The sequence below is a fragment of the Mycobacterium kansasii ATCC 12478 genome (assembly GCF_000157895.3).
GTDB lineage: Bacteria > Actinomycetota > Actinomycetes > Mycobacteriales > Mycobacteriaceae > Mycobacterium > Mycobacterium kansasii.
The window spans coordinates 5,555,803-5,581,430 of the sequence record NC_022663.1 but is presented as its reverse complement, the minus strand read 5'-3'; the positions used below and the strand labels follow the sequence as shown (position 1 = coordinate 5,581,430).

General features: G+C 66.4%; 23 protein-coding genes. 8 read left to right on the top strand and 15 right to left on the bottom strand.

The window, feature by feature from the left end:
- Nucleotides 1-24 precede the first annotated feature (24 nt).
- From MKAN_RS24165 to MKAN_RS24155, 3 genes are read left to right on the top strand one after another with little or no spacing between them, the layout of a single operon-like run.
- Entirely contained in the window at nucleotides 25-1,002 is a 978-nt protein-coding gene (locus tag MKAN_RS24165) for a proteasome assembly chaperone family protein (RefSeq protein WP_023372591.1), read from the top strand.
- A gap of 56 nt (nucleotides 1,003-1,058) precedes the next feature.
- Nucleotides 1,059-2,084: an alpha/beta fold hydrolase gene (locus tag MKAN_RS24160; protein WP_023372589.1), complete on the top strand. Its 1,026-nt coding sequence runs from the start codon at nucleotides 1,059-1,061 to the stop codon at nucleotides 2,082-2,084.
- 45 nt (nucleotides 2,085-2,129) lie between these two features.
- On the top strand, nucleotides 2,130-2,816 hold the full coding sequence (locus MKAN_RS24155) for a PhzF family phenazine biosynthesis protein (RefSeq protein ID WP_023372587.1): 687 nt from the start codon (nucleotides 2,130-2,132) through the stop codon (nucleotides 2,814-2,816).
- Between the two features lie 2 nt (nucleotides 2,817-2,818).
- Here MKAN_RS24155 and MKAN_RS24150 read toward each other — a convergent pair whose 3' ends face one another.
- The 3 genes from MKAN_RS24150 to MKAN_RS24140 form a co-directional block, all read right to left on the bottom strand.
- Nucleotides 2,819-3,304: a peroxynitrite isomerase gene (locus MKAN_RS24150; RefSeq protein WP_023372585.1), complete on the bottom strand. Its 486-nt coding sequence runs from the start codon at nucleotides 3,302-3,304 to the stop codon at nucleotides 2,819-2,821.
- A gap of 30 nt (nucleotides 3,305-3,334) precedes the next feature.
- Nucleotides 3,335-3,799, bottom strand: coding sequence for a transcriptional regulator NrdR (nrdR, locus tag MKAN_RS24145; RefSeq protein ID WP_036391381.1), 465 nt, complete (start codon nucleotides 3,797-3,799; stop codon nucleotides 3,335-3,337).
- A 166-nt stretch (nucleotides 3,800-3,965) separates the two neighbouring features.
- Nucleotides 3,966-4,472: a LysM peptidoglycan-binding domain-containing protein gene (locus MKAN_RS24140; protein ID WP_036444416.1), complete on the bottom strand. Its 507-nt coding sequence runs from the start codon at nucleotides 4,470-4,472 to the stop codon at nucleotides 3,966-3,968.
- 349 nt (nucleotides 4,473-4,821) lie between these two features.
- Here MKAN_RS24140 and lexA point away from each other — a divergent pair, with 349 nt between their 5' ends.
- Nucleotides 4,822-5,502, top strand: a complete 681-nt coding sequence (gene lexA, locus MKAN_RS24135) for a transcriptional repressor LexA (RefSeq protein ID WP_023372579.1) — start codon at nucleotides 4,822-4,824, stop codon at nucleotides 5,500-5,502.
- Nucleotides 5,503-5,543: 41 nt separating this feature from the next.
- Here the strand turns inward: lexA and MKAN_RS24130 are convergent, their stop codons facing one another.
- Nucleotides 5,544-7,796 carry a sunset domain-containing protein gene (locus tag MKAN_RS24130; RefSeq protein ID WP_023372577.1) on the bottom strand — a complete coding sequence of 751 codons (2,253 nt, stop codon included), beginning with the start codon at nucleotides 7,794-7,796 and terminating at the stop codon, nucleotides 5,544-5,546.
- 291 nt (nucleotides 7,797-8,087) lie between these two features.
- Between MKAN_RS24130 and MKAN_RS24125 the strand changes: the two genes are divergently transcribed.
- Nucleotides 8,088-9,266: a TerC/Alx family metal homeostasis membrane protein gene (locus MKAN_RS24125; RefSeq protein ID WP_023372575.1), complete on the top strand. Its 1,179-nt coding sequence runs from the start codon at nucleotides 8,088-8,090 to the stop codon at nucleotides 9,264-9,266.
- A gap of 13 nt (nucleotides 9,267-9,279) precedes the next feature.
- On the opposite strand, the gene MKAN_RS24120 is transcribed toward MKAN_RS24125, so the two are convergent.
- The 7 genes from MKAN_RS24120 to MKAN_RS24090 form a co-directional block, all read right to left on the bottom strand.
- Nucleotides 9,280-10,440, bottom strand: coding sequence for an acyl-CoA dehydrogenase family protein (locus tag MKAN_RS24120; protein ID WP_023372573.1), 1,161 nt, complete (start codon nucleotides 10,438-10,440; stop codon nucleotides 9,280-9,282).
- Nucleotides 10,441-10,605: 165 nt separating this feature from the next.
- Nucleotides 10,606-12,048, bottom strand: coding sequence for a GTPase HflX (hflX, locus tag MKAN_RS24115; RefSeq protein WP_023372571.1), 1,443 nt, complete (start codon nucleotides 12,046-12,048; stop codon nucleotides 10,606-10,608).
- Nucleotides 12,049-12,094: 46 nt separating this feature from the next.
- A complete protein-coding gene (gene dapF, locus MKAN_RS24110; RefSeq protein WP_023372569.1) occupies nucleotides 12,095-12,967 on the bottom strand; it encodes a diaminopimelate epimerase in 873 nt (290 codons plus the stop codon).
- A 4-nt stretch (nucleotides 12,968-12,971) separates the two neighbouring features.
- Nucleotides 12,972-13,901: a tRNA (adenosine(37)-N6)-dimethylallyltransferase MiaA gene (miaA, locus tag MKAN_RS24105; RefSeq protein ID WP_036392075.1), complete on the bottom strand. Its 930-nt coding sequence runs from the start codon at nucleotides 13,899-13,901 to the stop codon at nucleotides 12,972-12,974.
- Nucleotides 13,898-14,593 carry a class III extradiol ring-cleavage dioxygenase family protein gene (locus MKAN_RS24100; protein ID WP_023372565.1) on the bottom strand — a complete coding sequence of 232 codons (696 nt, stop codon included), beginning with the start codon at nucleotides 14,591-14,593 and terminating at the stop codon, nucleotides 13,898-13,900. The genes miaA and MKAN_RS24100 overlap by 4 nt, the downstream gene beginning before the upstream one ends.
- A gap of 69 nt (nucleotides 14,594-14,662) precedes the next feature.
- Nucleotides 14,663-15,652, bottom strand: coding sequence for a DMT family transporter (locus MKAN_RS24095; RefSeq protein ID WP_023372564.1), 990 nt, complete (start codon nucleotides 15,650-15,652; stop codon nucleotides 14,663-14,665).
- Nucleotides 15,653-16,090: 438 nt separating this feature from the next.
- Complete coding sequence (locus MKAN_RS24090; RefSeq protein ID WP_023372562.1) at nucleotides 16,091-16,993, bottom strand: DMT family transporter; 903 nt, start codon at nucleotides 16,991-16,993, stop codon at nucleotides 16,091-16,093.
- A gap of 588 nt (nucleotides 16,994-17,581) precedes the next feature.
- Between MKAN_RS24090 and MKAN_RS24085 the strand changes: the two genes are divergently transcribed.
- Both MKAN_RS24085 and MKAN_RS24080 read left to right on the top strand, forming a co-directional pair.
- Nucleotides 17,582-19,366, top strand: a complete 1,785-nt coding sequence (locus MKAN_RS24085) for a serine/threonine-protein kinase (protein WP_036391379.1) — start codon at nucleotides 17,582-17,584, stop codon at nucleotides 19,364-19,366.
- 198 nt (nucleotides 19,367-19,564) lie between these two features.
- The gene (locus MKAN_RS24080; RefSeq protein ID WP_080674145.1) at nucleotides 19,565-20,923 is read left to right on the top strand and encodes a DUF349 domain-containing protein; all 1,359 of its coding nucleotides are present in this window, start codon (nucleotides 19,565-19,567) and stop codon (nucleotides 20,921-20,923) included.
- Here MKAN_RS24080 and MKAN_RS24075 read toward each other — a convergent pair.
- Genes MKAN_RS24075 through recA form a run of 4 tightly spaced genes read right to left on the bottom strand, consistent with a single transcriptional unit; the run spans nucleotide 20,920 to nucleotide 24,733 of the window.
- Entirely contained in the window at nucleotides 20,920-21,534 is a 615-nt protein-coding gene (locus MKAN_RS24075; protein ID WP_023372554.1) for an Rv2732c family membrane protein, read from the bottom strand. The genes MKAN_RS24080 and MKAN_RS24075 overlap by 4 nt on opposite strands.
- Nucleotides 21,518-23,146 carry a tRNA (N6-isopentenyl adenosine(37)-C2)-methylthiotransferase MiaB gene (gene miaB, locus MKAN_RS24070; RefSeq protein ID WP_023372552.1) on the bottom strand — a complete coding sequence of 543 codons (1,629 nt, stop codon included), beginning with the start codon at nucleotides 23,144-23,146 and terminating at the stop codon, nucleotides 21,518-21,520. Before miaB ends, MKAN_RS24075 begins: the two co-directional genes overlap by 17 nt.
- Before the next feature lie 41 nt (nucleotides 23,147-23,187).
- Entirely contained in the window at nucleotides 23,188-23,727 is a 540-nt protein-coding gene (gene recX, locus MKAN_RS24065; RefSeq protein WP_080674144.1) for a recombination regulator RecX, read from the bottom strand.
- Nucleotides 23,684-24,733, bottom strand: coding sequence for a recombinase RecA (gene recA, locus MKAN_RS24060; RefSeq protein WP_023372548.1), 1,050 nt, complete (start codon nucleotides 24,731-24,733; stop codon nucleotides 23,684-23,686). The genes recX and recA overlap by 44 nt, the downstream gene beginning before the upstream one ends.
- Nucleotides 24,734-24,904: 171 nt before the next feature.
- On the opposite strand from recA, the gene MKAN_RS24055 reads away from it, so the two are divergent.
- Nucleotides 24,905-25,600: a (2Fe-2S)-binding protein gene (locus MKAN_RS24055; protein ID WP_042313970.1), complete on the top strand. Its 696-nt coding sequence runs from the start codon at nucleotides 24,905-24,907 to the stop codon at nucleotides 25,598-25,600.
- Nucleotides 25,601-25,628: the final 28 nt, after the last annotated feature.

The window sequence follows — 25,628 nt, the reverse complement described above, 5'->3', positions numbered from 1 at the left end:
GACCCCCGAGAGGAGGCAACACCCATGACGCACGATCAAGACCGGGATGAGGCGCAGGACTACCAGCCCGGGCAACCGGGCATGTACGACCTCGAGTTGCCGGCGCCGCAATTGTCGACATCGGATGGCCGTGGTCCAGTGTTGGTGCACGCTTTGGAGGGCTTTTCCGACGCGGGCCACGCAATTCGGCTAGCCGCTGCCCACCTGAAGGGGTCACTGGACACCGAGCTGGTCGCGTCGTTTGCGATCGACGAATTACTGGATTATCGCTCCCGGCGGCCGCTGATGACCTTCAAGACCGACCACTTCACCAGCTACGACGACCCCGAGCTCAGCCTGTATGCACTGCGCGACAGCGTCGGCACTCCGTTTCTGCTGCTGGCCGGTTTGGAGCCGGACCTGAAATGGGAGCGATTCATCACCGCCGTGCGACTGCTGGCCGAACGCCTGGGGGTCCGGCAGACCATCGGCCTGGGCACCGTTCCCATGGCCGTACCACATACCCGCCCGATCACGATGACCGCCCACTCCAACAATCCGGAACTGATCGCCGACTTCCAGCCGTGGATCTCCGAAATCCAAGTTCCGGCAAGCGCGTCCAACCTGTTGGAATACCGAATGGCGCAGCATGGTCATGAGGTCGTCGGGTTCACCGTGCACGTCCCGCACTACCTGACGCAGACCGACTACCCCGCGGCCGCGCAGTCCCTGCTCGAGCAAGTCGCCAGGACGGGATCGTTGGAACTGCCATTGGCGGCGCTGGCAGAAGCCGCGGCGGAGATCCGGGCCAAGATCGACGAACAAGTCCAGGCAAGCACAGAAGTCGCCCAAGTGGTGGCCGCCCTCGAGCGCCAGTACGATGCCTTCATCGACGCTCAGGAAAACAGATCATTACTCACGCGTGACGAGGATCTGCCTAGCGGCGACGAGTTGGGTGCGGAATTCGAGCGATTCCTGGCCCAGCAGGCAGAGAAGAAGCGCGACGACGACGACCAGGTTTGATGCCTCCGACGCCGTCCCCGAGAATGCCGTAGGCGGCCCGACAACGAGGTTGGCGAATGACCGAGCGGAAGCGCAATCTTCGCCCAGTGCGCGAAATTACGGCGCCTTCGCTGCAGTTCCGCACAATTCACGGTTACAAGCGCGCGTTCCGGATCGCCGGATCCGGGCCGGCGATCCTGCTGGTCCACGGCATCGGGGACAATTCGACGACCTGGACCGGCATCCACGCCAAGCTTGCGCAGCGGTTCACCGTGATTGCTCCCGACCTGTTGGGTCATGGAAAGTCCGATAAGCCGCGCGCCGACTACTCGGTGGCCGCCTATGCGAACGGCATGCGCGACCTGCTCAGCGTGCTCGACGTCGAGCGGGTGACCGTCATCGGTCATTCGCTCGGCGGCGGCGTGGCGATGCAATTCGCCTACCAGTTTCCCCAGCTGGTCGACCGGCTGATCCTGGTCGGTGCCGGTGGCGTCACCAAGGACGTCAACGTGGTGTTCCGGTTGGCCTCGCTGCCGTTGGGCGCCGAGGCGCTGGCATTGCTGCGGTTGCCGATGGTGCGGCCGACCGTTCAGGTGGTCGGGCGGGTACTGGGGCTGGCGATCGGCTCAACCGCCCTAGGCCGCGACCTGCCCAATGTGCTGCGAATCCTGGACGACCTACCCGAGCCGACGGCCTCGTCGGCGTTCACGCGCACACTGCGCGCCGTGGTGGACTGGCGCGGGCAGATCGTCACCATGCTGGACCGATGCTATTTGACCCAGGCCATCCCGGTGCAGATCATCTGGGGCAGCCGCGACGTCGTGGTCCCCGTCCACCACGCCCGGCTGGCACACGCCGCGATGCCCGGCTCGCACCTGGAAATCTTCGAGGGCTCCGGGCATTTCCCGTTCCATGACGATCCCGCCCGCTTCATCGACACCGTGCAACGCTTCATCGACAGCACCGAACCGGCCGAATACGATCAGGCCGCGCTTCGGGAATTGCTTCGTAGCGGCGGTGGCGAAGGAGCTGTTTCCGGCCCGGCCGATACCCGCATCGCTGTGCTCAGTGCGATGGGTTCCGACGAACGCAGCGCCACCTGATCAACCCGGCCGTCATCGATTCGCGCGGCGTCGTACAGTCGGGCCATGGGCATCGAGGTAACGGTGTTGCGGGTGTTCACCGACTCCGAGGGGAACTTCGGCAATCCGCTCGGCGTAGTCGACGCGAGCCGGGTCCAACCCCGCGACCGACAGCACCTGGCAAACCAATTGGGCTACAGCGAGACCATTTTCGTCGACCTCCCGGCCGCCGGCTCGCACACCGCCCACGCCACCATCCACACTCCCCGCACCAGCCTTCCGTTCGCCGGACATCCGATCGTGGGTGTGTCGTGGTGGCTGCGTGAGCGCGGAATGCCGATCAAGACGCTGCACGTGCCGGCCGGTCTGGTGCAGGTCAGCTATGACAACGACCTGACCGCCATCAGCGCACGGGCCGAATGGGCACCCGAATTGGCCATCCATCATCTCGACTCACTCGATGCCCTGGCGGCCGCGGACCCCGACGACTTCTCCGACGACACCTCGCATTACCTGTGGACCTGGACCGACGAGCCCGCCGGCGCCCTACGGGCCCGGATGTTCGCGTCTAACCTGGGGGTCGAGGAAGACGAAGCGACCGGTTCGGCGGCCATGCGGATCACCGACTATCTAAGCCGCGACCTGACCATCACGCAGGGCAAGGGATCGGTGCTCAAGACGACGTGGAGCGCCGAGGGCTGGGTCACGGTTGCCGGATTGGTCGCCGATGACGGTGTGATGCAACTGGTTTGACGTCAGCACTGGCGGTGCAACAAGGCGGCGACGTGGTGCTGTAAGGGTTGCCCGACAGCGGCCATCCGCAACGAGTGCGAGAGCTCGTCGCCGGCGACGCTGAAGGAACGGGTGATCGCCGTAACCTCTTTTGCAGTGGGCGTCAATCCGATGGTTGTGGTGGCCAACTCGAGGTGCACGGCGTCGTCGCCCACCGAATACGTGCCTAACTCGATTTCGGCGATGCCGCTGGGATGCGCCAAGACCAACTCCGCGTGGCCCGGTTGGGGAACACGCAGGTAACCCGCCTCGGCATGCAATGGCCTGCCGTCATCCGCCGCGCGGGTCTTGTGCCCGTAGACGAGAAACGGCTTGCCGACATGTGAGAACTCGACCTCTTCGAAATACTCGAACGGCTCGATCGTGGGATATTCACCGGCACCCCGACCGACCCATGTGCCCAGCAATGGCTCCAAAGGTCGAAGATCGGGGTGCAGCTCGGGAGGCATGACAGGGATCCTAACGGCGTGGCGCCCGAATCAGCGCGAAGTCGGTACCTTGCGGTGCGCGCGCAGGGCCTCGATCTCCCGCTCGAAATCCTCGGCCGACGAAAACGACCGGTATACCGACGCGAAACGCAGATAGGCAACCTCATCGAGTTCGCGAAGCGGCCCCAGGATGGCCAGGCCGACGTCGTGACTGGGCACCTCGGGCGACCCCGCCGCCCGCACGGTGTCTTCCACCTGCTGGGCGAGCAGATTCAGCGCGTCATCGTCGACGTGGCGGCCCTGACACGCCCGGCGCACCCCGCTGATGACCTTTTCCCGGCTGAACGGTTCGGAGACCCCGCTGCGCTTGACCACAGCCAGGACCGCCGTCTCCACCGTGGTGAAACGCCGCCCGCATTCCGGGCACGACCGGCGCCGCCGGATTGCCTGGCCCTCATCGGTTTCCCGTGAGTCGATCACCCGCGAGTCGGGATGCCGGCAGAACGGACAATGCATGGCCGCTCCTTCGCCGTCGTGGCATCCCGGTGTTTCAGACCTCTCCGAGACTACCTGCGCGCTCCCGCGCACTGCCAACGCCGTTGCCATCCACGCATGCTCGATTCCGCGGCATCTCGGAAACGTTGGTGCGCAGCGATTTTCGCTGCCATCCTGCATGGTGTCGTCAGCCGACCGGCGCGATCAACGTCTGCCCGGCGACAGGCATCGACGAATCCAGGTCATTGAGTTCTCGGATCCGTTCGACAACCTGACGGACCGGCATATCGGGCGCGACCCGGGCCGCCACGTCCTGCAACGACTCACCGGCCGCTACTCGCACCACGGCAAGCCGGTCTGGCACGGGAGCCGGCGAATCCGCGTAATTGCTGTTGACCAGCTCCCCGAAATGCGCCATCAGGCCCAGCCATAGCGTGATCATCCCGGCAAGGACCGCCAGACCCACCGTGGTCGCCACCGAGACGGGACGCCTGCGATGCGGAGCCGTCGAGATCGCTAGGCCAGTGCTCTGGTAGCGCAGCGCCGCGCCACCCGGCCGGCACGGCCCCGGCCGCCGCCGCGGCGCCGTCCCGCCCCGGGCCCCAACCGGCTCACCAGCAGGCCTGTTGACCGGCCTGTTGACCGGCAGGGGCACGCCACGGGTACGCGTCGGGAATGCCTGCATGAGTGTCATGTTCGTTTCCTCCGCCCGAGAATTCGTCGCTCGTGTGTTCGACACCATAGTCGATTGTATGTTCGACTGCCGAACATTTGATCGAAGCGTGTCGCGCGAACAAAACGCTAGACCGTGCCACCGACAAGGCCGGTCGGTCGCCATCGCCGTCATGAGGCACGGATACCCGAACCCGCGAATAATTACGCTTTTGTAATTCAGCACCTCAGCGGGTCAGCCGGGCGCGGACGGACTACGAACGGGCTGGGACTGGGCTGGGACTGGGCTGGGCCAGCCGTCAAAACCGCCTCCGACACACCGGTCGAACACATGTTTGATTCTCGGGCGTCGTCGGGTTACATTCAGTGCCATGAGCGACAGCAACGCCCCCTCAGTCAGCTCCGTGGACTCCACACTCACCGAGCGACAGCGCACCATCTTGAACGTCATCCGCACCTCGGTCACCAACCGCGGATATCCCCCCAGCATCCGCGAGATCGGCGACGCCGTCGGTTTGACGTCGACATCGTCGGTAGCCCACCAACTGCGTGTTCTGGAGCGCAAGGGCTATCTGCGGCGTGACCCGAACCGCCCGCGTGCGGTCGACGTCCGCGGGGTCGAAGACGTCGTGACACCGGCGGCGGTCACCGAGGTCGCCGGCTCGGATGCCCTGCCCGAGCCCACCTTTGTCCCGGTCCTCGGGCGCATCGCTGCCGGCGGCCCGATACTTGCCGAGGAAGCGGTCGAAGACGTGTTCCCGTTGCCGCGCGAGCTCGTCGGCGAGGGGACGCTTTTCCTGCTCAAGGTTGTCGGCGACTCGATGGTCGAAGCCGCGATCTGCGACGGCGACTGGGTGGTCGTGCGACAGCAGAACGTTGCCGACAACGGCGACATCGTCGCGGCAATGATCGACGGCGAGGCCACCGTCAAGACCTTCAAACGCGCAGGCGGTCAGGTGTGGCTGATGCCCCACAATCCGTCCTTCGACCCGATACCCGGCAACGACGCAACAGTGCTGGGCAAGGTCGTCACTGTGATCCGCAAGATATAGGGCCGAACGCTACCCGGCAGACATCGCCGGGAGCCGGATTCCTAGTCCGCTTTGATGAAACCGTTGGCTTGGGCCGCTTCCTCGCTGGCGAACCAGATCTCGGCGAGCGTGTCGTAATAGAGCGCACTGCTGGGCGTGTAATACAAGCCGAATCGGGCACTGGCTTTGATCGGATATCCCTCTGGCGCCTGGTATGGGTCGTGGTCCAGGGGCATGTGGATGGTCGGGCGCACAGCCGGGCTGGGCCCGGAAGCAACCGTGGGCGTGAGAGCCGATTCCGGCGCTTGCGGCTCATCACCAGGCTCTGCGGCAGCGTGGCGCCCCGTCCTCCCCTGCGGAGCTGAAAACTCCGGGAAGACTTCCGGGAATGCCTCCGGGGCGACCTCCGCGTAGCCGGGCCCGGCATCGGCGGAGGCAGCGCGCGGGGCGAAAGCATCCGGGAAGGCGGCATCGGCAACCGCGGTCTCCGGCACGGCCACTTCGGGAGCCGCTGCTTCTGGAACCGCCGCTTCCGGCGCGAATGGTGCTGGTACCACGGGTTCCCCGGTCACGGTTTCTGGAACGTCGGGCTCGGGAACCGCCGCCTCTGCGAGGTCGGCGCGGGTCACGATGGGCGTCGGCGTGGTATCCACCGCGTCAGGATTTTCGTCGTCAAACTCGAAGCCCATATCCGACGCGCGCAGGGCATCGCCGCCGTATTCGCCACTGCTAGAGGCATATTCGTCGACAGCAGCGCCGGCCGCGGCGCCCCGTGGCCAGCTGACCCGCGACGCCGCCCCGGTCTCCGGACCGCGATGTTCCTGCAGGTGCTGGTCGTCAGCCGGGAAGTCTTCGGAGCCGAAATCGATGTCGTCGTGCGGCCAGCGCCCACCGGCGCCGTCGTAGCCGGCCTCCACATCGCGATCCTGCTCGTGCTCGTAGGCCTCGTAGGCGTCGGGTTGGCCGGTGCGCCGCCGGCGCACGCCCAACGCGACCAACACGAACATCACGATGAGCAGGACGACGGGCACCACGGCCACCAGCCACCACCAGTGCCAGGTGAACTTCTTGCCGTGCGATGGAGCCGCCGACGTACTGGGCTGATTCTGCCCGGACACCTGCAGCCCGGACAGCAGCGGCGCCAGGTTCGCCGGGTCGGTCGTGAAGGTGTTGCTCGCACGGTTCCAGGACACCTTGCCGCCGGTGAACTTCTGCGACACCACGTCGCCGTCAACGGTCTGGTCGGCGACCGGCGCCCCCAGTTTGCCGGTGGCACCTTTGAGCTTGTCCCAGGCCGCCTTCATCGCTCCGCGCACCACAAAGGCGCCGTGATCAGGGGTCCAGAAGATCACCGGCTTGTCCGCGGCGGAGAACGCCGCGATCCGGCTGGCCGGCGTGATGCCGCCGTCGGACTCGTTGGCGATGGGGAAGCCAAGGTCGCTGCTGACCGGACCGCCCAACGACTCGTATTTGGCCAGGATCGCGCCCTCCACGGCGTTCGCACCGGTGGCCGGACTGAAGAAGATCTTGCCGCCGACGAAGTCCTGGGCGATACCGTCACCGCCGATCGGGTACGGCGCGCCCTTCTTGGCACCCAACGGTCCGGCGGCGCCGCCGGCGGCGCGCCAGGCCATGTTGATGGCGGCGGTGGGGTCGAGCGCCACCTGCAAGCCCTTCAGCTGATCAGCCAATACCGCCGGGTTGGTGGTGAAATCTTTGGTCTTCTTGTTCCAGGAGACTTCGCCGCCGGTGAACTTCTGGGACACGACGTCGCCGTCGTAGGTTTCATCGGCGACCGGGGCACCCAGCACGCCCCCAGAGCTGCCGAGCTTGTCCCACGCAGCGTTCATCGCGCCGCGCACCACGAAGGCGCCGTGGTCGGGCGTCCAGAAAATCACCGGGTTGTCGCTGGCAGAGAAGGTGCTCACCCGACTGTCGGGGCCGGCGAGGCCGGGAACCTCGTTGATGGTGGGAAATCCCAAATCGCTGTCGGCCGGCCCGCCCAGCGCCTCATATTTTGCCAGGACCGGGCCGTACAGATATTTGGCGCCCGTATCCGTGGTGTAGAACATCTTGCCGCCGTCGAAGTCCAGGCCGAACCCATCCGCGACGGGATAGACGTCACCTTTGCGCGCGCCGAGCGTCGATGTCTCGCCCCCCGCCTTCTCCCACGCGGCCATCATCGCGGCTTCCGCATCACCTATCGGAGACGCTGCCGCAGTAGGCGCCAGCAGCCCGACAGCCAGCACCGTAGCCGCCAAGCTGAGCCACGCACGCCCGACCAGCCTGCTCAATTGACCTCTCTGCCCGTTCACCAAGCCTCCCAGCCGATGCCCTGCCCGCGCCGCGAGCTGGCGGATTTCCCACCTGTGGGCCGTCCCCCAGCTACGTTCCGCATCGTCGCCGGGCCCGCATAACTTTGCTCTAGCGAACGACAAATGCGAAGTCAAATCGTAAATATTCCGAAAACGGATACCCAGCTGATTCCGAAATGATGCCGGATCGCCTGCGTGTCGCGAGGAACTGCAACTCGGCCCGCACCGGTTGTACGCTACCGTGCCCGAGAGCCCAGCTCGACTGACCCCACGAGAGGATACCCAGCTGACATGGGTGTTTCCGTAGTTGTCTGGGTCCTCACGATCGTCATGATCACGGCCCTCATGCTGGTGGATTACCTCTTCCACGTACGACATACGCACGGCCCGACGCTACGGGAATCCGCGCTGTGGTCGGCGATGTTCATCGGTATCGCCGTGCTGTTCGGTATCGCGGTGGCCGTCTTCGGCAGCGCTGCCATGGGAATCGAGTACTTGGCGAGCTACCTGAGCAACGAGGCACTATCCGTCGACAACCTGTTCGTGTTTCTGGTGATCATCAGCAGCTTCGGGGTTCCGCGGGTCGCTCAGCAGAAGGTGCTGTTGTTCGGTATTGCGTTCGCGCTCGTCGCACGCACCGGATTCATCCTGCTGGGGGCAGCGCTCATCGACAACTTCAACTGGACGTTCTACGCGTTCGGCTTGGGTCTGCTGGTCATGGCGGGTAACCTCGCCAAACCGGAACAGCCCGAAACCCGCAATGACAACCTGATCCTGCGGCTGGCCAACCGGTTCCTGCGCACATCCCCGGACTACAACCGCGACCGATTGTTCGTCATCGAAAACGGCAAGCGGGTGATGACGCCGCTGCTGCTGGTCATGATCGCCATCGGCGGCAGTGACGTGCTGTTCGCGTTCGATTCCGTGCCGGCGCTGTTCGGACTGACCCAGAATGTCTACCTGGTGTTCGCCGCAACCGCCTTCTCGCTGTTGGGGCTGCGCCAGTTGTACTTCCTGATCGACAATCTGCTGGACCGGCTGATCTACCTGTCCTACGGACTGGCCGCGATCCTGGGCTTCATCGGCGTGAAGTTGATGCTGGAAGCGTTGCACGACAACAATGTTCCCTTCATCAACGACGGCAAGCCGGTGCCGATCGTAGAGATCACGACGGCGACGTCGTTGACGGTGATCGTCGCCGTCCTGTTCATCACCACCGTGGCGTCAGTGTTCTCGGCCCGCGGACGCAGGCAAAACGCCGTCGCCCGGGCACGCCGCCACGCCCTGGAATATCTCGACCTGCATTACGAGGCGGATCCGGCCGAACGCGAGAAGATCTTCGCGGCGCTGCTGGCCGCCGAACACGAGATCGACTCGCTCTCAACAAGGTATCGCGCACCGACCAAGCAGGAAGAAGAGCTGACGGCGCTGTTGCGCAGCGCCCACGACGCACACGAAGCGCACGGATGAGCCGCCAGGGCGGCTAGACACCCAGACCGCGGCCGATGATCTCCTTCATGATTTCGGTCGTGCCGCCGTAAATGGTCTGCACCCGCGCATCGAGATAGGCGCGGGCGACCGGGTATTCGCGCATGTAGCCGTAACCGCCGTGCAACTGCAGACAACGGTCGTTCAAGTACACCTGCTTCTCGGTGGAATACCACTTGGCCATGGCGGCCTGCTCGACCGTCAGCTTGCCTTCCAGGTGCAGGGCGATGAACTCGTCGACCATGATCCGCACCACGGTGGCCTCGGTGGCCAGCTCGGCGAGCACGAACCGGTTGTTCTGGAAGCTGCCGATCGGCTTGCCGAAAGCCTTGCGTTCCCTGACGTATTGCAGTGTCTGCTCCAGCACGGCCTCCATTCCGGCGGCCGCCATGATGGCGATCGAGATACGTTCCTGCGGCAGGTTCTGCATCAGATAGATGAATCCCATGCCTTCTTCGCCGAGAAGATTTTCGGCCGGAACCTTCACATCGGTGAACGACAGTTCGGCGGTGTCTTGCGCGTCCAGCCCGATCTTGTCCAGGTGGCGGCCGCGTTCGAACCCCTGCATCCCGCGCTCGACCACGAGCAGCGAAAAGCCCTGCGCGCCCTTCTCGGGGTCGGTCTGGGCGACCACGATCACCAGGTCGGAGTTGATCCCGTTGGTGATGAATGTCTTCGAGCCGTTCAGCACGTAGTGATCACCGTGCTTGACCGCGCGAGTCTTGATGCCCTGCAAGTCACTGCCGGTTCCCGGCTCGGTCATCGCGATCGCCGTGATCAACTCGCCGCTGCAGAACTTCGGCAACCAGCGCTGCTTCTGCTCTTCGGTCGTCAGCGCCAGCAGATAGGGCGCCACGACGTCGTTGTGCAGCCCGAAGCCGATGCCGCTGTAGCGCCCGGCGCTGGTCTCCTCGGTGATGATCGTGTTGTACCGGAAGTCGGGGTTACCGCCGCCGCCGTACTCCTCGGGCACCGCCATGCCGAGGAAACCCTGCTTGCCGGCCTCCTGCCACACCCCACGGTCGACGATCTTGGCCTTTTCCCATTCATCGTGGTACGGCGCCACGTGGCGGTCCAGAAAGGCCCGGTAGGACTCGCGAAACAAGTCGTGCTCGGGTTCGAACAGCGTGCGCTGGTACTTGATGGCACTGCCCATGAAAACCTCCGGCGAAGCGAACTCTGCTGCCCAACATATACCAACCAGCCGGTTGGTCGGCAGCCGCCGACTGTCTGGTGCCTCAATCGGCGCGTCAGGTCAGTGATCCGTTCGCGCGACCTGGCCACCGCGGATGCGACACGCCGGGGCCAGTCTCGGCGCAACTCAGCGGACCGTGAACTCCTGCAGGCGCCCGGCCAACGTCACCGGAACCCGCGCCTTGATCCGGGTGCCGTGGACGCTGTGCTCCTCGTGCTGGACGCGCCCGTCGGAGTGCAGGCGGGCCACCAGGTCGCCACGGTCGTAGGGAATCACGACGTCCACGGCGGCGTCGGTGGGAGCTACCAGCTCGGCCATCCGCCGCCGCAGCGCGTCGACACCGTCTCCGGTGCGGGCCGACACGAATACCGCGCCAGGCAGCGCGTGACGCAGTTTGGCCAACGCCAGGTCGCTGGCGGCGTCGATCTTGTTGACCACCAGCAGTTCCTGCGGCGCCTCCCCGCCGTCAGCCCCGCGGTCGGCGATCACTTCGGAGATCACCTGACGCACCGCGTTGATCTGGGCCAGCGGGTTCGCGTCAGCGCCGTCGACGACATGCACCAGCAGATCCGCGTCGACGACCTCTTCCAAGGTGGAGCGGAACGCTTCCACCAGCTGGGTGGGTAGATGCCGGACGAAGCCGACGGTGTCGGTGAGCAGGAAACGGCCCGGCCGGCCCGAGCCGTCGTCGAACTCCGCGCGCCGGGTGGTGGGTTCCAGCGTCGCGAACAGCGCGTCCTGCACCAGCACCCCGGCCCCGGTCAGCGCGTTGAGCAGGCTGGACTTGCCGGCATTGGTGTAGCCCACGATGGCGATCGACGGCAGGTCGCTGTGCACCCGACGGCTGCGCCGGGTGTCGCGGGCCTGCTTCATGTCCTTGATCTCGCGTCGCAGCTTGGCCATCCGCTCGCGGATGCGGCGGCGGTCGGTCTCGATCTTGGTTTCACCGGGACCGCGCAGACCCACTCCGCCGCCGCTGCCGCCGGCGCGGCCGCCGGCCTGTCGCGACATCGACTCGCCCCAGCCCCGCAGCCGCGGCAGCATGTACTCCATCTGGGCCAACGACACCTGGGCCTTGCCCTCCCGGCTCGTGGCGTGCTGGGCGAAGATGTCGAGGATCAGCGCGGTGCGGTCGATTACCTTGACCTTGACGGCCTTCTCCAGCGCGGTCAGCTGGGCTGGAGAGAGCTCTCCGTCGCAGATGACGGTATCGGCGCCGGTCGCCACGACGATCTCGCGGAGTTCGGCCGCCTTGCCGGAGCCGATGTAGGTCGACGGGTCCGGCCGGTCGCGGCGCTGGATGATCCCTTCCAGTACCTGGGAGCCGGCGGTTTCTGCAAGCGCCGCCAATTCCGCCATGCTGGCCTCGGTGTCGGCGGCGCTGCCCTCGGTCCAGACGCCTACCAACACCACGCGCTCCAGGCGCAGCTGGCGGTACTCGACCTCGGAGATGTCGGCCAATTCGGTCGACAACCCTGCGACCCGGCGCAGCGCCGACCGGTCCTCGAGGGCAAGCTCGCCGGTGCTGGGCTCCAGCGGATCTTGGTGGGGAAATTCGGGATATGTCATAGGCAATTAGCAATAGTGCACGCTGAATCGGTGTCGTGCACCTCAATTAACGCTGTTGGGCGCGCCACCATTCCCCGCTGACTTCACCCGTGGCCACCAGCACCGACGGCCCACGCAGGAAGCTGGTGGCATCGGTGACGGTAACGGCTACATCACCGCCGGGCACCCTCACGGTGAGCGTGCCGGTCTCGGCCCCGGCGCCGGCCAGCGCGGCGACGGCGGCGGCGACCGTCCCGGTGCCGCAGGAACGGGTCTCACCCACTCCTCGCTCATGGACCCGCATGCTCACCACGCCGTCGACCGGAGCCGTCAGCACCTCGATGTTGACCCCGTCGGGGAATTGCTCCGGGTCGAAGCTCACCGGCGCAGCAACGTCCAAAGCCGCCAGGTCCGCAACGGTCAACCGGGGATCGAGGCATGCCAGGTGCGGGTTGCCCACGTCGACGGCCAGTCCGGGAAACCGCCGACCCCCGACGACAGCGGTCCCCGTGCCGATCCGGTTGGCCTTGCCCATATCGACGGTGACGTCGGCGTTGCTCGCATCGACGCTGTGTACGGTGACCGGCCGCGGGCCGGCCAGTGATCCGACGACGAACTCGTCCCGGCGCTCCAGACCGCTGGCACGCAGGTAGTGCGCGAACACCCGCACGCCGTTGCCGCACATCTGCGCTACCGACCCGTCCGCGTTGCGGTAGTCCATGTACCAGTCGGCCGCACCGACGCCGTCAGGTAGCCGGTCGAGCACACCGGCGGCCGCCGCGGCTTCGGCGGTGGTGACCCGCAGCACCCCGTCGGCGCCCAGTCCCCGGCGGCGGTCACACAAGGCGGCGATCTGGGCAGTGCCGAGCGACAGCTGCGCCTTGATGTCGGGCAACAGCACGAAGTCGTTCTCGGTGCCGTGGCCCTTGGCGAACATCACCAGATCAGGATACGTCCCGCCAGGCGCGGATCGCGTGGTCGACCAGGCTGTCGGCCGAGCTGACATCCAGCCAGCGCACCCGGTGGTCGCGGCGGAACCAGGACCGCTGCCGTCGCACGTAGCGACGGGTGCCCACGTAGGTCTGCTCGTGCGCGTCACGCAGCTGGGCAGCGGTCCCGCCGGCGTCCAGCGCCGCGATCACCTGGGCATAACCCAGCGCCCGTGCGGCGGTGACGCCGTCCCGCAGGCCCTCACCGAGCAGCGCGCGAACTTCGGCAACCAGGCCCTGTTCGAACATCGCGTCGGTTCGGCGCTGTAATCTTTCATCGAGAATTATTGTGGCACAGTCTAATCCGACTATAACCGTGCCCCACCGGGGCTCCCGGATGCGCGGTGCGGACGCGGCGAACGGGCGCCCGGTGAGTTCGATCACCTCGAGCGCCCGCACGGTTCGGCGCCCATCGGTCGGCAGGATCACCGCGGCCGCGGCCGGGTCGCGGCGAGCCAACTCGGCGTGCAACTCGCCCACCCCGACTTCGGCAAGCCGCTGTTCCCATCGCGCGCGCACCGAGGGGTCGGTGGCCGGAAACGTCCAGTCGTCGAGGAGCGACTGGACATAGAGCATCGAGCCGCCCACCACGATCGGCAGCGCTCCCCTGCCCAGGATTTCCGCGATGTCGGCTGCGGCGGCCTGTTGGTAGCGCGCGACGGTCGCCGTTTGGGTGACGTCGAGGACGTCGAGTTGGTGATGCGGGATGCCGCGGCGGTCTTCGACGGACAGCTTCGCGGTCCCGATGTCCATGCCGCGGTAGAGCTGCATAGCGTCGGCGTTGACGATTTCCGCGCCCACCTCGCCGGTGAGCCGGTCGGCGATATCGAGCGCCAGTTGCGATTTGCCGGTACCCGTCGGCCCGATGATCGCCAGTGGCCTCATGGCAGCCATACGCCGACGAAGTAGCCCACCCCGTAAGGCGCCCCGCGGTACAGCTCCTTGGCCGATTGCGGCCCGGCTCCGGTCAGGCCCGCCAATACCTGAAACGCCGCCCGCCCGAGGACCCGCGGTGGCAACGTGCTCAGCGTCGCCACGTCGCCGGCTGCCAGCGCGTCGTCGAGGGCCAGCTGGACATCGGCGCCGCCGGGGTCGTAACCGCCCGGGGCCTGGGGCGTCAGGGTGTTGACGCCGTCGGCGACCACCAGCACGCCGATCGGATCGGGCAGTCGGTCGATCTCGGCGCGCAGGTCTCTGCCGCGCGCCAGCGCCGCGTCGACATCGTGGTCGCCGGCATAGACGCGGACCTGTGCGGCGGCCTCCGGCCGTGCCCGGCCCCGCACCCACGCCGTCATCAGCGCGCACAGCGGCAGGTCGGCCGGCGATCCAGGCTCGTCGGCGCCCAGCGGCGAGAGCCGGACGCGGACGTCGGTGCCGAAACCCGCGAACGTACCGACGGCATCGCGGTCCACAACCCCGTCGGCGGGGCCTATCCCAACGGCAACCCACCGCGGCGGCAACATGGCCGCCGCCGCGGTCACCGCCGCACGGATGTCGGCCACCTCGTCAGCCGCGGTCCCGGCGAGTTCGGTAACAAGCACCGGCGCGGACGGAACGATCGCGATGGCGCCCAGCACGCCACCAAACTAACGCGCCCAGCGGACGGACCAGGCGGGCGCGGGCACGTGGCAACCTCACCGCGGTGACTACACGGAGGACGATCCCCAAATCGGACCGTCGACCACCACGACGGGATCGGCGATCTGACCGGCGCCGGCATCGCGCTTGGCCGACGACGTCGGCGGCGTTGTCGGTGTCCTGTCGCGCCCTGCCTGAGCAACCATGGTCGCGGCCTCACCACGGGCCAGCGCCACGGTCGCCGCGATCACCGCCGCTACCGCGAGCACCAGCACAATCGCCTCCGGGCCGCTGGCTTTCAACGTCTCGCCGAGCACGGTGACGCCCAGAACCGCCGCCACCACGGGCTTGGCGACGGTGATCGCAGGTAGCGAGGCGGTCAGCGCACCAGCGCGAAAAGCGGACTGCTGGAAAATCATGCCGGCCAATGCCGCCAAGAGCCACGGATAGAACTCCGGTGCACGCAGCACCGCGCCCAGGCCGTCTTCGGCAACCTCCACCACACCCTTGGTCAGTACGGCGAACAACGCCAGCGATGCACCCGACACCACCGCCAGCAACACCGCCGCTTGGGGGCGACCGACGCATAACCGGACCGCAAGAACGCACGACACCAAGATCGGGCCCAGGACCACACCGACGATGACCCAGGTGTGCAGCGGGGCGCGCTGGTGGCCGGCCGCCGGGTCCCCGACAATGATGACCACCGCCAACGCGGCCGCCAAGGCCACCGCCCACATCCACTCCCAGCGGGTGATCCGGTGATGCGCGAACCGCGCATAGATAGGCAGGGCGAACAGCAACGCGGTGACCTGCAACGCGGTCACCAGCATCACCGACGCCCACGCCAGTGCCAATGCCTGCAGGCTGTAATTGAGAACCGCCGCCGCGCCGCCCAGCCACCACCGGCCGTCGCGCAGAGACAGGCCGAAAAGCCTCAGGTGACCTACCTGCTTGTCGGTAATCTCCTGGGCGGATCGTTGGCGAATAACGTCGCCCACCGCCGATGCCAGCGCCGCGCACAATGCGATCAGCGCGGCAACCTCAACCTTGGACATGGCCGACCCTCCACCTCTTCGCTCGGCTACCAGCGTTCCCCCGGTCAGCTGCACGTACACCCGGTGTTCGCTAGCAGTTCACTGAAAATCCTATGGCGCCGCTCACATTTCCTGGTGCTGGTTGCTTGTTGCTCGCCTCCGCATACTTCCGCAACGACCTATGCACGACCTGTCATCAGCTATGCGGCAGCTGTGAAACGCCATGATCGAAGGCACCCGATATCTCCGGCCCCGCGCGTTGGCGCCGTACGTGGCGCCGCCCATACCCCGCCGCTGACACTGCTGGTCCGGCAAAGGCGGCCCCCATGCCGCCAATTCGCCGATGTTCTGCGCCACGTTACCGGCCATGGGAGGGTCGGCACGGGTACCCGCCCAACGGCAACCGAACTGTTACCGGCCTCCTGGCCGGCGACGTGAAAATCGGGGTGGCAAAAGCCTTTACGAGACCGCAAGCCTGCCTGGCACGTTCAGATCGCCGACCGGTGCGGCCATCATGGCCGCCTCGTCGCGGGCCAGGGCCACCGTCGCGACAACCACCACCGCCACCGCCACCACCAGCGTGAACAGCTGCCCTTCACCCGAGTGGACCACCTCGTCGAGCACGGTGATTCCCAGCACTGACGCGATCACCGGTCTGGCCACCGTGATCGTCGGCAGTGATGCTGTCAACGAACCCGCCCGCAGGGACGATTGTTGGAGCATCAGCCCGATCGGCAGGACCAACATCCAGCCATAGAACTCGGGAGTCCGAAACATCGCCTCGAACCCGTGCGCCAGTTCGGCCACGACTCCCTTGGTCAGCACGGTGAACACCGCCAAGACCGCCGACGACGCCAGCGCCAGCAACACCGCCGCCGCCGGACCCGGCCAGATACGCGCGCCGACCACACACAGCAGCACCACCGGAACGATCACGATCGCGACCACTGCCCAGTCCCACAGCGGAGCACGGGCGTGGCCGGCCGTCGGATCGCCCGCCAGGACAATGACGGCAACCGCCCCGGCCAGCAAAACCGCCCACATCCACTCCCTGGCGGTGCACCGGTGGTGGGCCATGCGAGCGTCGATCGGCAAGGCGAACAGCAGCGCCGTAGCCTGCAGGGACTGCACCAACACCACCGACCCCATGGTCAGTGCCACCGCCTGCAGACCGAAACTGCCCAGGGCGGCCAGGCTGCCCAGCCACCACAGGGTGTGGCGCAGCGAGAGATGGAACAACGTGAAGTGGCCGACTTCCTCGTCGGTGACCTGCTGAGCGGACCGCTGAAGGGTCACATACCCGACGCCGGCCAGTAACGCAGCGCCCAGCGCGAGCACCGTCGCGAACTCGACGTTGGCCAAGGTGACCTCCCTGCGAACGGCCGGAAGCGCTCAGACGAACGTCTGCTACACAGTTGTTCAATAATGACTCTTGTGCGCCGGTTAAGCATCACAACGGGACTTTCTGTTCGCAATAGGTCATTTGCCGCCGGCGTCGCACTTTGCGGACCACAAGGCACCGATGTTCGCGACGGCGCGAATCACGGTGCCGTCATTTCCCGCCTCGCTTCGCGGCCCAAAATCCGACGCGGACAGCAAAGCGACCTGCGGTCAGCGCCGCCGGTGAGCAACGCCGCTGACAGCAACGATCCGGGCCCCTCGCCGATTACCGTCGAACACCACAAATCGGGCGTCAGTCGTGCTGTGCGCACACACCGCACGGTCGGGTTGTGGCACCGACGTGGCCGATCACCCCTGCCCATCCGCTACCACCGCAGCGCACCCCAGCTAACGGAACGATTGCAGCTGTGGGACGGATGCTTCATTTTTGGTGCGCCCGCTATAGCAAGCAATTACCGTCATGGTTGCTAGGCCGGGGTGTGCGGTCAGCAGGTCGGCCGGTGAGTATGGCTTGCTGGTGCGATTACCCGTTGGTTTGAGGAGTCGGCGATGAGTGCCTCCGCGCGAGGTTCGCGAGTGGGTACCCGGTTCGGGCCCTACTACCTCAAGCGACTGCTGGGTACCGGCGGGATGGGCGAGGTCTACGAGGCCGTCGACACCGTCAGGCAGCGGGTAGTGGCGCTGAAGCTGATGTCGGAGTCGCTGAGCCACGATCCGGTGTTCCGCATGAGGATGCAACGCGAAGCCCGCAACGCGGGCAGGCTGCAGGAACCGCACGTGGTGCCCATCCACGATTACGGCGAAATCGACGGGCAACTGTACTTGGACATGCGCTTGATCGAGGGCACCCACCTGGCGCTGTTGTTGGAACGGTTCGGCCCGGTCACACCCCCGTGGGCGGTGGCCCTGGTGCATCAGGTGGCTGCGGCGTTGGACGCCGCCCATGCGGCCGGGGTGATGCACCGCGACGTCAAGCCGGAGAACATCCTGGTCACCCGCGACGACTTCGTATACCTGGTGGATTTCGGGATCGCCAGCGCCGCAACGGACGAGAAGCTGACCCAACTCGGCAGTGCGGTAGGGACCTGGCGGTATATGGCCCCGGAACGATTTTCCGATGCCGAGGTGACGCACCGCGCCGACATCTATTCCTTGACCTGCGTGCTGCACGAGTGTTTGACCGGGACGCCGCCGTATCGGGCTGACAGCGCCGGGATGCTGATCACCGCCCACCTGATGGCACCGATTCCGCGCCCCAGTCAATTGCGCCCCGGGATACCCGCCGCTTTCGACGCGGTGATCGCACGAGGGATGGCCAAACGGCCGGAGGACCGCTACGCAAGCGCGGGCGACTTGGCGCTGGCAGCTCATCAAGCACTCAGTGGGCCACACCAGGCCCAGGAGTTTCGCATCCTCAAGCGCAGTGAGGAGGCTGGCGGCCTGTACGGCGACGTCCTGGCTGAAGGCGACATTACCGGCGTCACCTACGCGGGGCTTTCGACCGGCACACCATCGGCGGCCACCCCGGTAGCGGCGACAGCGCACCCGGACTTCAACGTGTCCGGGCCGCAAGCACTTCCGTCACTTCCGACGTCGGAGGTGAACGTTTCGTCGTCCAATCCGGAGGCCAGCTCCTGGCCCGGCGTGGCCGGCACCCCACCACCGCAACCGCCGCCGCCGCCGCAGCCACCACCGCAAAAGACGGATGCCACACCACCTTCCGGGCGGCGCGCGCCCTCATTGTCCGGACGGCTGCGCAACCCGTGGATACTGCTGGCGGCCGCAGCTCTGGCGGTATTGCTGGTGTTCGCGGCGCAGGGGATCTGGGTCACCGTCCGGCCGAACACGGCGTCGGGTCCCCGGACGGTCACCGCCTCACCGTCACCGACGTCTCCCGCTTCGACGGCATCCGCAGACGCGTTGGCCCGACTGCTCAGCCTGCTGCCGCTGGGGTACGCACCAGGCACCTGCAGGCCTTTCCTGCCGCCCAAAGACGCACTGGCCAGCGTCATCTGCGACAAGAACGTCGACGCCGGCGGACCATCCCGGGCGATTTACACGCTATTCGGGGAAACCGCCACCTTACGCCAATTCTTCGACGGACTGCTGCGAACCGACATCATGGTCAATTGTCCCGGGGAATCCAAGTCGCCGACGGGTTGGCACCGCCCCGAGAGCCCACAAGTGGGCGGCATGGTCTTCTGCGCGGTCCAGGAAAGCAGCCCGACCGTGGTATGGACCAACGAGGCCCAACTGATGATCTTCCTCGCCCAGGGGGATCCCGAGGGACCCAACCTCGACCAGCTCTATGCCTGGTGGAAAAAGCACTGGTGAACGGACCGCCCGTACCGCGACACCGAATAAGGTGGCGGCGCACGGCACGGCAAGCTGCTTCAATACTGTTGGAACCGGTCGGAAACCCTGGTGACGCATAGGGGCCCATCAGACTTGCCGGCCGTAAGGTGCCGCTTCGCGCGGCCGATGCGCGGGTATCCAACGCGCGAAAGGGTGCAAAGGGTAGGTGACGAGCACATGACGGCAGACGAGCCCCGCAGCAGCGATCCGCACCCGCCGGTGCCGGGGCCGGTTTCGAGGCCCGTTCCAGGCCCCGTGCCGCGTCCGGGACCGCGCCCGGGTCCGATGTCGCGGCCCGTCCGCCACCCGGTGGCAGCACCCCCGCACAGCGATCCGCACCGCTTCGGGCGTGTCGACGACGACGGTACGGTGTGGCTGATCACGTCGGCCGGCGAGCGTGTTGTCGGCACCTGGCAGGCGGGCGATCCCGAAGCTGCATTTGCGCATTTCGGCAGGCGGTTCGACGACCTGAGCACCGAGGTCACGCTGATGGAAGAGCGGCTGGCCTCGGGCACCGGCGATGCCCGCAAAATCCGGGCCAACGCCGTGGCGGTGGCCGAGACCTTGCCCACGGCAAGCGTGTTGGGCGATGTCGACGCGCTTGCGGAAAGGCTGAACTCCCTTCGGGAGCGGGCCGAGGCCGTCGTCGCGGCGGACCGCTCCAGACGCGATGAGCACCGTGCCACACAGACCGCGCGCAAGGAGGCACTGGCCACCGAAGCCGAGGATTTGGCGGCTAACTCCACCCAGTGGAAGGCCGCCGGTGATCGGATGCGGGCGATCCTCGACGAATGGAAGACGATCACCGGGCTGGATCGCAAGGTCGACGACGCACTGTGGAAGCGGTATTCGGCGGCGCGCGAGACGTTCAACCGCCGGCGCGGATCCCACTTCGCCGAACTCGACCGGGAGCGTTCCGGTGTCCGTCAAACCAAGGAAGGGCTCTGCGTGCGCGCCGAGGAGTTGTCCGGCTCGACGGACTGGACCGCTACCAGTGCGGAATTCCGCAAGCTGCTCACCGAATGGAAAGCTGCCGGACGGGCCAGCAAGGACGTCGATGACGCATTGTGGCGCCGTTTCAAGGCCGCCCAGGATGCGTTCTTCACCGCCCGCAACGCCGCGACGGCGGAAAAAGATGCCGAGCTGCAAGCCAATGCTAAAGCCAAAGAAGGACTGCTGGCCCAAGCCGAAAAGCTCGACACCAGCAACCTTGACGCGGCCCGGGCGGCGCTGCGGACCATTACCGACAAATGGGACGCGATCGGCCGAGTACCGCGTGAGCGATCAGCCGAGTTGGAGCGCCGCTTGCGCGCGGTGGAGAAAAAGGTGCGCGACGCCGGCGAATCGGATTGGGCGGACCCGCAGGCCCAGGCACGCGCCGAACAATTCCGCGCCCGCGCCGAGCAGTTCGAACAGCAGGCCGCAAAAGCTGCCGCCGCTGGCAGGACCAAGGAAGCCGAAGAGGCCAAGGCGAACGCCGAACAGTGGCGGCAGTGGGCCGAAGCTGCCGCCGACGCGCTGAGCCGCAGGTCCTAGCGGTCTCGGCCGTTGGCACCGGTTCCATCGCTGGGCTGGTCGGGCTCATCCAGGGTGTCCAACAGCGTCTTGGATTGTTGCTGTGCCGCCGAGCGGCGGCGCTGTTCCTCGGCGGCGAGTTGCACGATGGTGCGCTGCCATACCACCCGTGCCCAGTAAAACGTCAGAAGCATCACGATGATCCACGACACGATCAGCCCGATACCCGGCCCGGGGTGACCCGCGGCGACTGTCTGGCGCGACCACACCGCCAACAGGCCGGTGGCACTGGCCAGTGCCGACCCCACGAGCGCGATCCAGGCGAGCGCCCAGCGCCTCGTCATCAAGGCGAGCATCGAGAAGCCCACCCCGAAAACCAACGCCAACCAGGCAAAGACCCGTGACGGTAACGCCACCGCAGCGGCGGCGGCGCCGTGGCTGCTGAACAGCACGTCCCATCCCCGCACGCTGCCGGTGTGCGGCAAGATGAATGATCCCACCAACACGAACACGAGGATCGCGACCACGAAACCCCTTGCACCAGGCTCGATCTCACCTGCGACCCGGCGTTCTGCCGCCTCGATTTCGGACCGGTAGGCGTCAAAATCTGCCACGTCAACTTCTCCGTTCATCGCAAAGCCCCTTACCTGGATCGACCGCCGGACCGCACCCGGAGCCGCAACCCCCAGGATCGGCGGCCACGGGCCGTCCGACGCCGGGCATGCCGAGCCCGACGCCGGGTGATCGCTGTCCGGCGGCGTAGGCGTCGCCGGCGCGCTGTCCGGCGGCGTAGGCGTCGCCGGCGCGGGTGCGGCGGTGACTAATGACGCCCGCGTCGGCGATGAGATGGTGCGGGGCGGCGCCGGTGATCTGTGTGGTGATGAGGTCGCCGGGACGCACATGCTGATCGCCCGCTCGGAAATGGACCAGTCGTCCGTCGCGTGCCCGCCCGCTCATACGGGAGGTGCGGCTGTCCTTGCGTCCTTCACCGGTGGCGACCAACACCTCGACGCTCTGCCCGACGAGCTCTCTGTTGCCCTCGAGCGAGATCTGCTCCTGCAACTCGATGAGCCGCTCATAGCGTTGCCGCACAATGTCTTTCGGTAGTTGTTCGTCGAAGTCGGCGGCCGGAGTGCCGGGGCGTTTGGAGTACTGGAAGGTAAACGCCGCCGCGAATCGGGCCTGACGCACCACGTCGAGGGTGGCCGCGAAGTCCTCCTCGGTCTCACCGGGAAAGCCCACGATCAGGTCGGTGGTGATGGCGGCGTGCGGCATCGCGGCACGAACCCGTTCAATGATGCCCAGATAGCGGTCGGCTCGGTAGGACCGTCGCATCGCCCGCAACACCGGGTCCGACCCGGACTGCAGCGGCATGTGCAGCGCGGGGCAGACATTGGGTGTCTGCGCCATCGCCTCGATCACGTCGTCGGTGAACTCGGCGGGATGCGGGGAGGTGAACCGGACGCGCTCCAAACCCGGTATACGGCCGCAAGCGCGCAGCAATTCGGCGAACGCGCCCCGGTTGCGCGGCAATGCGGGGTCGGCGAACGAGACGCCGTAGGCGTTGACATTTTGTCCAAGAAGGGTGATTTCGAGCACACCGGTGTCCACCAGCGACTGCACCTCGGCCAGGACGTCCGCGGGGCTGCGGTCGATTTCCTTGCCGCGCAGCGACGGCACGATGCAAAACGTGCAGCTGTTGTTGCATCCTACGGAGATGGAAACCCAAGCAGCATAAGCGGATTCGCGAGCGCTCGGTAGCGACGACGGGAACTGCTGCAGCGCTTCGGCGATTTCGACTTGGGCGACCTTGTTGTGCCGGGCCCGGTCGAGCAATGTCGGCAGCGATCCGATGTTGTGGGTACCGAAGACGACGTCGACCCACGGCGCCCTGCGCAGCACCACGTCGCGATCTTTCTGGGCCAGGCAACCGCCGACCGCGATCTGCATGTCCGGATTGGTGCGCTTGCGCGGGGCCAGGTGGCTGAGGTTGCCGTACAGCTTGTTGTCGGCGTTCTCGCGAACGGCGCAGGTGTTGAACACCACGACGTCGGCGTCTCCAAAATCTGAGCCGTCGGCTGCACGCCGGTAGCCCGCAGCTTCGAGAAGTCCCGCCAAACGCTCGGAGTCGTGGACGTTCATCTGACAGCCGTAGGTGCGGACCTGGTAGGTGCGCCCGGCAGCGGGCGCACCGTTGCCCGCTGCATTCGCAGCATCGGCCCGCTGCGCCACCGTCGAAGTCACGGGGCCATGGTACGGCGACCGGACGGTTCGCGTCGGGTCACCTAGACCCGGCGCCGCTCCCGTTCGGCGGCCAGCTCGGCGATGACCACCTCGCAGGCCACGGTCTGGCTGTAGCCGCGGCGGGCCAGCATCGCCACCAGCCGGCGGCTCACCCGCGCTTCGTCCCTGTTGTCCTCGCCCAGTGTCTCCCGTCGCAGCCGGGCCCGTACCAGTTGCTCAGCCCGCGCCCGCTCGGCGCCGGCATCGATCCCGGCCAGCACCGTGGTGATCACGTCGTTGTCCACACCCTTGGTATGCAGCTCAGCAGCCAAGGCGCGCTTGCTTTTTCCCGTGTTGGCTCGCCGGTACTGCACCCACTGTTCGGCGAAGTCGGTGTCATCCACCAAACCAACAGCGGCCAGCCGATCCAACACCCGGTTGCTGATGTCGTCTGGATATCCACGCTTGGCTAGCTGGCCGGATAACTCGGCCCGGGTCCGTGATCGCGCGGTGAGCAGGCGCAGGCACAGCGCCCGCGCCTGCTCTTCGCGAGATGGCTCAGAAGTCGACGGGGGCGGGCAAGACGTCATTTGAGGGGTCATCGGTCACCACTGCGCCAATGCCAAGCTTTTCCTTGATCTTCTTCTCGATCTCGTTGGCCACGTCGGCGTTCTCCATCAGGAAGTTGCGGGCATTTTCCTTGCCCTGGCCGAGCTGCTCACCCTCGTAGGTGAACCAGGCCCCGGACTTGCGGATAAAACCCTGGTCCACACCCATATCGATCAGGGAGCCCTCTCTGCTGATGCCCTTGCCGTAGAGGATGTCGAACTCGGCCTGCTTGAACGGCGGCGACACCTTGTTCTTGACGATCTTGACCCGGGTGCGGTTGCCGACCGCATTGGTGCCGTCCTTGAGCGTCTCGATCCGTCGCACGTCCATGCGCACCGACGCGTAGAACTTCAGCGCCTTTCCGCCGGTGGTCGTTTCGGGCGATCCGAACATGACCCCGATCTTGTCGCGGAGCTGGTTGATGAAGATCGCCGTGGTTCCCGAATTGTTCAGCGCGCCAGTCATTTTCCGCAGTGCCTGGCTCATCAGCCGGGCCTGCAGGCCGACATGGCTATCCCCCATCTCACCTTCGAGTTCCGCGCGCGGTACCAGCGCCGCCACCGAGTCGATGACCACGATGTCGAGCGCGCCCGAGCGGATCAGCATGTCGGCGATCTCGAGTGCCTGTTCACCGGTGTCCGGCTGGCTGACCAGCAGCGAATCAGTGTCGACGCCGAGCTTCTTCGCATACTCGGGATCCAGCGCGTGCTCCGCGTCGATGAATGCCGCGACGCCGCCGGCGGCCTGCGCGTTGGCCACCGCGTGCAAGGCCACGGTGGTCTTGCCCGAGGACTCCGGGCCGTATATCTCCACCACCCGGCCACGCGGCAGGCCGCCGATGCCCAGGGCGACGTCCAGGGCGATGGATCCGGTCGGAATGACAGATATCGGTTGACGCACCTCGTCGCCGAGGCGCATCACCGAGCCTTTGCCATAACTCTTCTCGATCTGGGCCATCGCCAGTTCGAGAGCTTTCTCACGGTCGGGGGCTTGCGCCATGGTGCCTCTCCTATAGTCGGTGTTCGGTTGACCGGTATCGGTCGGTTGGCCGTGACACTAGAGAAGGCCACCGACAAGTTGACTCTTCGCCAATGTTCACCACAGTAGCCGAACACCTGTTCGAATCAAGCGGACACGCCGAACATGGCGATATCAGCCGTTGACGACGACATGAACATCTCCGCGGAGCTCGCCGAAATCGCTACGTATGGCGGCTTTTTCGCATTGAGCACGGGCCGGGACGATGCCGGATGGCATCCCGTCGTCCAGTCTTACTCCGACGGGTTCGCCGACTTGGTCAAGGCAACCGCCCAGCGCTACCACACCGCGGAACTCAGGATCGGCGCCTCGCTGGTTCACCTCGGCCACGCCGCCCGGCTGTGGTCGCCGGTGCTGGCCTGCGCGCTGGCCCACGGCGTGCTGCCGGACCTGAGCGACCTGCAACGCGCCGACGACACCGCGCAACTCAGACTTCCCGAGCCCGTGGGCGAGCCTGTTCCGGCTCCCCCGGAGCTCCCGGACACGTTGTACCGCGTTGTCGTGCGCGACCACATGGAACAGTTCGCGGCCGGCCTTGAGGTCAAGCTGGCCTCCGGCCTGCTATGCGGCAATATCGCGTCCGCACTCGTCGGAACGTCCCGCGTGCTGCTGTCGCTACGGCCCGACTTGCGGATGCCGATCGTCGAAACCACCACTTCCCTGCTGCGCATCGGCAGGATGGCCGCCACCGGCGTGCTCACCGGCCCCGACCTCGGCTTCAAGCGGCGCAGCTGCTGCCTGTTCTATCGGGTGCCGGGTGGCGGCACATGCGGCGATTGCCCCCTTGAGCGTGGCGAGTCTGCCTCCAGTGCATCGAACCTGCGGTGAGCGCGCGCTGTCAGGCCCACTCGGGCGC

Coding starts and splice junctions, on each gene's coding strand:
- MKAN_RS24165 (WP_023372591.1), top strand. CDS start 25: ATGACGCACGATCAAGACCGGGATGAGGCGCAGGACTACCAGCCCGGG.
- MKAN_RS24160 (WP_023372589.1), top strand. CDS start 1,059: ATGACCGAGCGGAAGCGCAATCTTCGCCCAGTGCGCGAAATTACGGCG.
- MKAN_RS24155 (WP_023372587.1), top strand. CDS start 2,130: ATGGGCATCGAGGTAACGGTGTTGCGGGTGTTCACCGACTCCGAGGGG.
- MKAN_RS24150 (WP_023372585.1), bottom strand. CDS start 3,304: ATGCCTCCCGAGCTGCACCCCGATCTTCGACCTTTGGAGCCATTGCTG.
- nrdR (WP_036391381.1), bottom strand. CDS start 3,799: ATGCATTGTCCGTTCTGCCGGCATCCCGACTCGCGGGTGATCGACTCA.
- MKAN_RS24140 (WP_036444416.1), bottom strand. CDS start 4,472: ATGACACTCATGCAGGCATTCCCGACGCGTACCCGTGGCGTGCCCCTG.
- lexA (WP_023372579.1), top strand. CDS start 4,822: ATGAGCGACAGCAACGCCCCCTCAGTCAGCTCCGTGGACTCCACACTC.
- MKAN_RS24125 (WP_023372575.1), top strand. CDS start 8,088: ATGGGTGTTTCCGTAGTTGTCTGGGTCCTCACGATCGTCATGATCACG.
- MKAN_RS24120 (WP_023372573.1), bottom strand. CDS start 10,440: ATGGGCAGTGCCATCAAGTACCAGCGCACGCTGTTCGAACCCGAGCAC.
- hflX (WP_023372571.1), bottom strand. CDS start 12,048: ATGACATATCCCGAATTTCCCCACCAAGATCCGCTGGAGCCCAGCACC.
- miaA (WP_036392075.1), bottom strand. CDS start 13,901: ATGAGGCCACTGGCGATCATCGGGCCGACGGGTACCGGCAAATCGCAA.
- MKAN_RS24095 (WP_023372564.1), bottom strand. CDS start 15,652: ATGTCCAAGGTTGAGGTTGCCGCGCTGATCGCATTGTGCGCGGCGCTG.
- MKAN_RS24085 (WP_036391379.1), top strand. CDS start 17,582: ATGAGTGCCTCCGCGCGAGGTTCGCGAGTGGGTACCCGGTTCGGGCCC.
- MKAN_RS24080 (WP_080674145.1), top strand. CDS start 19,565: ATGACGGCAGACGAGCCCCGCAGCAGCGATCCGCACCCGCCGGTGCCG.
- MKAN_RS24075 (WP_023372554.1), bottom strand. CDS start 21,534: ATGAACGGAGAAGTTGACGTGGCAGATTTTGACGCCTACCGGTCCGAA.
- recX (WP_080674144.1), bottom strand. CDS start 23,727: ATGACCCCTCAAATGACGTCTTGCCCGCCCCCGTCGACTTCTGAGCCA.
- recA (WP_023372548.1), bottom strand. CDS start 24,733: ATGGCGCAAGCCCCCGACCGTGAGAAAGCTCTCGAACTGGCGATGGCC.
- MKAN_RS24055 (WP_042313970.1), top strand. CDS start 24,905: ATGAACATCTCCGCGGAGCTCGCCGAAATCGCTACGTATGGCGGCTTT.